This is a genomic window from Sphingomonas sp. FUKUSWIS1 (assembly GCF_000733135.1).
In the GTDB taxonomy this organism is placed as follows: Bacteria; Pseudomonadota; Alphaproteobacteria; order Sphingomonadales; family Sphingomonadaceae; genus Sphingomonas; species Sphingomonas aerolata.
Map to the genome: position 1 here is coordinate 1 of NZ_JPJC01000140.1, position 6,173 is coordinate 6,173.

At 65.9% G+C, this 6,173-nt stretch carries 7 protein-coding genes; 3 read left to right on the forward strand and 4 right to left on the reverse strand.

What is annotated here, in order from left to right:
- A partial coding sequence (locus sphsw_RS09315) for a D-alanyl-D-alanine carboxypeptidase family protein (protein ID WP_327195640.1) occupies positions 1-854 on the forward strand: 854 nt, incomplete at its 5' end.
- A gap of 69 nt (positions 855-923) precedes the next feature.
- On the opposite strand, the gene sphsw_RS09320 is transcribed toward sphsw_RS09315, so the two are convergent.
- Positions 924-1,220 (reverse strand): hypothetical protein, encoded by a 297-nt coding sequence (locus tag sphsw_RS09320; RefSeq protein WP_031393817.1) that lies wholly within the window; start codon positions 1,218-1,220, stop codon positions 924-926.
- Positions 1,221-1,258: 38 nt separating this feature from the next.
- Positions 1,259-1,768, reverse strand: coding sequence for a DUF697 domain-containing protein (locus tag sphsw_RS09325; RefSeq protein WP_042466986.1), 510 nt, complete (start codon positions 1,766-1,768; stop codon positions 1,259-1,261).
- A 263-nt stretch (positions 1,769-2,031) separates the two neighbouring features.
- Here sphsw_RS09325 and sphsw_RS09330 point away from each other — a divergent pair, with 263 nt between their 5' ends.
- Both sphsw_RS09330 and sphsw_RS09335 read left to right on the forward strand, forming a co-directional pair.
- Positions 2,032-3,261: an ROK family transcriptional regulator gene (locus sphsw_RS09330; RefSeq protein ID WP_042466987.1), complete on the forward strand. Its 1,230-nt coding sequence runs from the start codon at positions 2,032-2,034 to the stop codon at positions 3,259-3,261.
- Between the two features lie 71 nt (positions 3,262-3,332).
- Positions 3,333-4,229, forward strand: a complete 897-nt coding sequence (locus tag sphsw_RS09335) for an ROK family protein (RefSeq protein WP_031440373.1) — start codon at positions 3,333-3,335, stop codon at positions 4,227-4,229.
- Positions 4,230-4,283: 54 nt separating this feature from the next.
- Here the strand turns inward: sphsw_RS09335 and sphsw_RS09340 are convergent, their stop codons facing one another.
- Together sphsw_RS09340 and sphsw_RS09345 are read right to left on the reverse strand one after the other, a co-directional pair.
- The gene (locus sphsw_RS09340) at positions 4,284-4,997 is read right to left on the reverse strand and encodes a dienelactone hydrolase family protein (protein ID WP_235188344.1); all 714 of its coding nucleotides are present in this window, start codon (positions 4,995-4,997) and stop codon (positions 4,284-4,286) included.
- 80 nt (positions 4,998-5,077) lie between these two features.
- A complete protein-coding gene (locus sphsw_RS09345; protein ID WP_031440375.1) occupies positions 5,078-6,121 on the reverse strand; it encodes a sensor histidine kinase in 1,044 nt (347 codons plus the stop codon).
- Between the last annotated feature and the right edge of the window lie 52 nt (positions 6,122-6,173).

Sequence of the window (6,173 nt, forward strand, 5' to 3'; positions counted from 1 at the left end):
CCGCCGGCGTGGCGAGCCGCGCCGCGCCGGTTCCGCTGGCGGCGATTCCCGGGACGGCAATGGCGGTTCCGGCTTTGGCGGAACCGGTGCTCGCCGCGCCATCGCCGGCGGCGGCGCGGACGGTGTCGGCCATCCTGATCGATGCGCGCGATGGCCGGGTATTATATGCGCAAGGGGCCAATCTGGTCCGTCGACCCGCGTCGCTGACCAAGATGATGACGTTGTTCCTGGCGTTCGACGCGCTCGACGCGAACAAGCTGCAGCTGTCCGACACCGTCAAATTCTCGCGGGCCGCGGCGAACCAGCCGCCGTCACGGCTCGGTCTGCGACCCGGTGCCGGGCTGACCGTCGGCGAAGCCATCCGGGCGATCGCGGTGAGTTCGGCCAATGACGTGGCGGTAGCGCTTTCCGAAAAACTGGGTGGCAGCGAAGCCGGCTTCGCGCGGCGGATGACCGCAAAGGCGCGGACGCTCGGCATGCGGCGGACGTCGTTCACCAACGTCACCGGATTGCCCGGCGCCAATCTCACGACCGCGACCGACATGGCCATGTTGTCCAAGGCACTGATCGACCAGCATGCGGATCGCTATGCCTATTTCAGCACCCGGTCGTTTCGCTGGGCTGGACGGCAGTTGCAGAACCACAATCACATGCTCGGCGCCTTTGACGGGCTCGACGGCATCAAGACCGGCTATACGGTCGAGGCGGGGTTCAATCTGGCGGCATCGGCCAAGCGCGGCAACCGCCGACTGATCGCCGTCGTCCTGGGAGAGCGAACCGCGCGCTCACGCGATCGGCTCGTCGCACAGATTCTCGAGCGCGGGTTCAACGGCGGCGAGGGCGCCCCGAGCTAATCTGTTGCGGCTCAAGCCAGGGCACCCCGTACGCCACGGCGCACGGGGTGCCTGATTGGCGCGGGGGCGTCAGGTGCGTTCGATCAACTCGATCTCGGCCTCGACCTCGATCTCTTCATCTTCGCCGCCGTGCGTGCCGTCATCCTCTGGGATGATCAGGTCGACGGTCCAGTCATAGACCTTCTCGCGGTTTTCGCCCTGTACCCAGACGCGCACAGCGCCCTTGGTGATTTCTCCACCCATCTGCCCGACGAAGTCGGAGATGAGCGTCTCGGCGGCATCCTCGTGATCGGTCGCGCCGGAGATGCACGCGGACTGCATCTCCTCTTCGAAGTCGATCAACTGTGCCCAATATTGTTTCGCCATGTGTCGGTCCTGTTCGTGGGGCGCTGCGTGCGCCGGGGTCAGCGTGCGATACCGCCCGCCGGGGTCGAGACCGGAGCGATTTGCCCCGACGCGGGCAGCAAGGCCAGCGCCGTCTTGTAGCAATCCTCGATATGCGCGTTGCCGACCAGCTTCATCGCCCCGAAGCTGATCGTGGCGGCAAAGGCTGAACCGACGAACGGTACATATTTGGCAAGCGATCCCGCCGCGACCCGCGCACCGACGCGCCGCAGCAGCGCCGCTACGACCCGCTTGGTGACCATGCGCCCGATCACGTTATTGCCCATGCTCGACGCCATCACCAGAACCTGCTGCGCGAGATGCGGCTCGAGCTTTTGCACCTGCTCGTGATCGAGCTGGAACATTTCGCTGATCTTCGGCAGCAGGGTCGTCAACAGGCCGACATCCGCGACCAGGTCGACGCCCGGAATCGGTACGACTGCGGCGCCCGCCGACATCAAGGATCGCCGGGTGACAAGCGACCGGCTTTCGGCGCGGACCCGCGCCAGATCTTCGAGCCGTGTAATCATCGATGTCGATCTTTCCAAATGGTTGAATTGCGGCGCGATACCACACGCTTTGAAACTGCGCGACGTCGCCTGTTCGCTGCCGGATGCAGGCTGCCGTGCCGGGCCGGTGCGGAGATATAACCAACTTGGCATATTCAATTGACCGGTTGAGGTGGATGTCGGACTATAGGATCGCATTTGGGGCCGTCGGCACGCACGACTGACGGGGCGGTGCGCGAAGTCACATCGACGCGCGCCTCGACGTTCCGGGGAGGGAGCAAGCCGTGGATTTCTCGGATTTCGAGCCGCATGCCGGTGGCGGGGTGACTGCGGAGGAACGCGCGGTGCGGCTCGGCCCAAGCCTGTCGGGCACCAATCTCGAACGGGCCGGCGACTATAACCAGCGCGTCGTGCTTCAGGTGATCCGTCGAAACCCGGACATCACCCGGACCGAGATCGCGACGATGACCAACCTCACCGCGCCAACGATCGCGAATATCACCGGGCGCCTGTTCGAGGCCGATCTCATCGTCGATGCCGGGCGCCGCAAGGGCGGACGCGGCCAGCCGGCGGTGCGATTGCGGATCAACCCCGATGGATGCTTTGCGATCGGGCTGAACATCGACCGTGATCACGTCACGCTCGTATCGCTCGATCTGGCGGGGCAGGTCCGGTCCCGGTTCACACAGCAGATCGCGTTCGCGATGCCCGACGACATCATTGGTATCGTCGGCAAGGAGATCGCGGAAATCCGGCGATCGGACGTGCTGCGCGCCGATCGCATCCTCGGCGTCGGCGTGGCACTGCCCGACGATCTGGGGCAGGTGGCGTTGCCGCATCGTCCGGCGGGCTATGAATGCTGGGGTGCTGTCGACCTCCAGGCGCTGCTCGCCGGTGTCGTTCCCTGGTCGGTCCATATCGATAATGACGCGGCGGCGGCGGCGATCGGCGAGGCGCAGTTCGGTGGCGGGCTCGACCATGCGAGCTTCTTCTACATTCTGGTCAGCGCAGGGCTTGGGGGCGGGGTCGTCATCGACGGATCCTATTATCGCGGCGCCGACGCCCGCAGCGGGGAGCTCGGCTTTCTGCCGCTGGCGGGCATGCCGGGACAGGTGCTTCAGGACGTGGTGTCCTTGTCCGCGCTCGCCGCGCGGCTTGAACAGGCTGGCTTGACCACGCCGTTCGACCCGGCGCTGGACGTTGCCGAACAGTTCGGCGCGACACTTGATGCATGGGTCGACGAGTGCGCGAGCGCGCTCGTGCCCGCGTTGACCGCCGTCAACTGCCTGATCAATCCGGCCGCGGTGCTGATCGGCGGACGCCTGCCCGATACGGTGCTAGACCGACTGGCGTCGGAAACGACGCGCAAGCTGATCGCGGCGGCGCCGACGATCCCGGCGCGTGCACCGATCCGGCGCGCCACACTATCGCGCGATGCGCCCGCCGTGGGCGCTGCGATCCTGCCGTTTCTCGACCGGATCCTGCCGTCGGACGCCATCCTGATTAAGGGCTGATTGTTAAAGCAAATTGACTTTATCTTTCTCGCGGGCAGGGTGCCTCCAAACCAAAGTCAGAGAGAGATGCAGTGATCCAGATCGGTATCGATGTCGGCGGCACGAAGATCGAGGCAGCGGCCCTTGACGCCGACGGCCAGTTCCTCGCCCGCGTGCGCAGCCCGAACCCGGGAAATTACGACGACGCCATCGGGACGATCGGCGAGCTGATCGCTCGCGCCGAGAGCGAGGCGGGCGCCATGGGCTCGATCGGGGTCGGTACGCCCGGATCGATCAGTCCGCGCGACGGGCTGATGCGCAACTCGAACGCCACCTTCCTCAACGGCCGCGCCTTTCGCGAGGATCTGGAGACTGCGCTGGGCCGTCAGGTCCGGATGGCCAATGACGCGAATTGCATGGCACTGTCCGAAGCGGTCGATGGTGCGGCAGCGGGAGCGCGGTCCGCCTTTGCGGTGATCGTCGGGACCGGCGTCGGAGGCGGGCTGGTCGTCGACGGGCACATCGTCGAGGGCGCGAACGGCATGGGCGGCGAATGGGGCCATGTCCCGCTTCCGTGGATGACCGCGGCGGAATATCCCGGTCCGTCATGCTGGTGCGGACAAAACGGGTGTCTCGACATGCTGATATCGGGGACCGGTTTCCGGCAGGACCATGCCGCGCGGTCGGGGAAGATGCTCGACGGCGCCGCGATCGTCGAGGCCGCGCGACACGGCGAAGCCGACGCGGTCGCATCGCTCGACACCTATGTCGATCGGCTCGGACGCGCGCTGGCGATGATCGCCAATATCGTCGACCCGGACGTCTTCGTGTTCGGCGGCGGCATGTCGAATGTCGAGGCGATCTACGCCCGGCTTCCCGCGGTGATCGATCGCTACAGCTTCGGTGGCGACTGGAAGGGGCAGGTGGTGCCGGCCCGTTGGGGTGATTCCTCGGGCGTGCGCGGCGCAGCGCGGTTGTGGCCGCGCTGAGCCTCCTGCGTCGGAGCCCGCGAGGCGCCTAGCCGGCTGACCGGCGGTGGGCCGTCATCCGGCTAGGGTGCGGTTAAATAGAGCGATGACCGCGTTCAGCGTCTGGGCGAACAGGGCGGGATCATAGCGTGGTCCCTCGTCACGCAAAAACGCGTGCTGGCCGTTGACCTCTAGCCAGCCATAAGTGGCACCGACCGCCTCCAGTCGCGCGCGGATCGTCTCGCGCGCGGCAAACGGGACATGCGGGTCCTGCCGCCCCCAGATGAACAGCGTTTCCGCCTTCAGCTCTGCCATGCGCGCCAGACTATCATCCTGCTTGCCCGCACCGAGCGTTCCGCCGTGGATGTCGGTCGCGTAGAAGCATGCAGCCGCTGCAACGCGGGGATCGAGTGCGGCGCGATAGGCGAGATGTCCCCCCAGGCAGACGCCCATCGTCGCAAGCCGCCCGGTACAGGCGGGGTGCGCAGCAAGGCCGTCGAGCGCGGCGACCGCATCCTCGTCAAAGGCGGGAACCGGTTTCGTGACCTTCAGCGCGTTGCCGCGATCGGTGCCGGCCGCGTCGTAGCGCAGCACCGTCCCGGGTTGCTCATACTCATGATAGACCTCGGGCACCGCGACACAGAAGCCGTGACCGGCGACATAGGCAGCAAGCCGGCGGATCGGGTCCGTGACCTGGTAGATCTCCGAGAACAGCAGAACGCCGGGATAGCGTCCCTCGACCGCGGGGCGGAACAGGTGCGTGCGCATGACGCCGCCTGGTGACGGCATGGCATCATCCGAAGGAGTACGGCTGGCGATTCGAGGGATATCGATGAATTCGTCGCTGCGGATGATCATGAGGTAACGGGCTATCCTGCGGGGGAATGGGGGATGGTCAGCACGCTTTGTGCGCCGACCGGATCGGCGCTTCTGACGTCGAAGCTGCCACCGAGCTGTCGCGCTAGCGTGTTGGCGATCTTCAGGCCGAGGCTCGTCGAGCCGCGCGTGTCGAATCCCTCGGGCAGTCCGGCGCCGTCGTCGGTCACGCAGAGCTGCAACCCGGTGGCGGTCTGGACGAGATCGACCCGGATGCTGCCATGATCGCGTCCCACCAGCCCATGCTCGATCGCGTTGGCGATCGCCTCCGCCATGATCAGCGCAACGGGGATCAGCGCGTCGGGGGGTAGCATGACGCCGGGCGGTGCGGAAACCGAGTGGACGATACCCGGATTGCCACCCGCCTCGATCACGTCGGCAGTCAGTTGATGGAGGAACTGGTCAAGCGCGATCAGCGATCCGCTGGTATCGTAAAGCTGACGCTGGATCCGGCCGATCAGCGTGATCTTGGTCGCTGCATTGTCGAGTGCAAGAGCCGCGGCAGGGTCGGCGATACCGCGCTTTTGCAACGCGAGGACGGCCCCGATCATCTGGAGATTATTCGATACGCGGTGCTGCAATTCGCGGAACAGCACCTCGGTTCGATCAGCCAGCAGCCCGCTGCGCAGCGCAAGGTCGGCGTTGCGTTCGCGCTCGTCGCGCAGCCGGTGATTGGCCTGCTGCATCCAGTGGACCAGCGCGATGTCGACGGCAGCGACTGCGGCATAGAAGAGCAGTGCTACCGCGGTATCGACGCCGAGTGTGAACCCTTGGCGTGGCGCGATGAAATAATACCAGGCCAGCACACCGCACAACAGTGCAGCCGCTGAACCGGGACCGCGCCCGAGCAGGAAGGACGAGATGATGACCGCCGGGAAGAAGGTCAAAAACGGAAAGCCAGGCGGCAGCAGGTGATCGACGCCGATCCGGATTGCGCAGGCAGCGATGGAGAGGGCGACCGCAACGCCGTACGCGATGGCGCGGCGATCCCATAGCAGCGGCAGACGTTCGAAGAAACGGAGTGGGGTGGCGGTCACACGAGTGTCGTAACAGCGTAGCCCGCCGCTTCCAAATCTTGGATGCGGCGGG

What these genes read in the sequence shown, in the direction of transcription:
- sphsw_RS09325 (WP_042466986.1), bottom strand. Translation starts at nt 1,768, where the DNA reads ATGATTACACGGCTCGAAGATCTGGCGCGGGTCCGCGCCGAAAGCCGG.
- sphsw_RS09340 (WP_235188344.1), bottom strand. Translation starts at nt 4,997, where the DNA reads ATGCCGTCACCAGGCGGCGTCATGCGCACGCACCTGTTCCGCCCCGCG.
- sphsw_RS09320 (WP_031393817.1), bottom strand. Translation starts at nt 1,220, where the DNA reads ATGGCGAAACAATATTGGGCACAGTTGATCGACTTCGAAGAGGAGATG.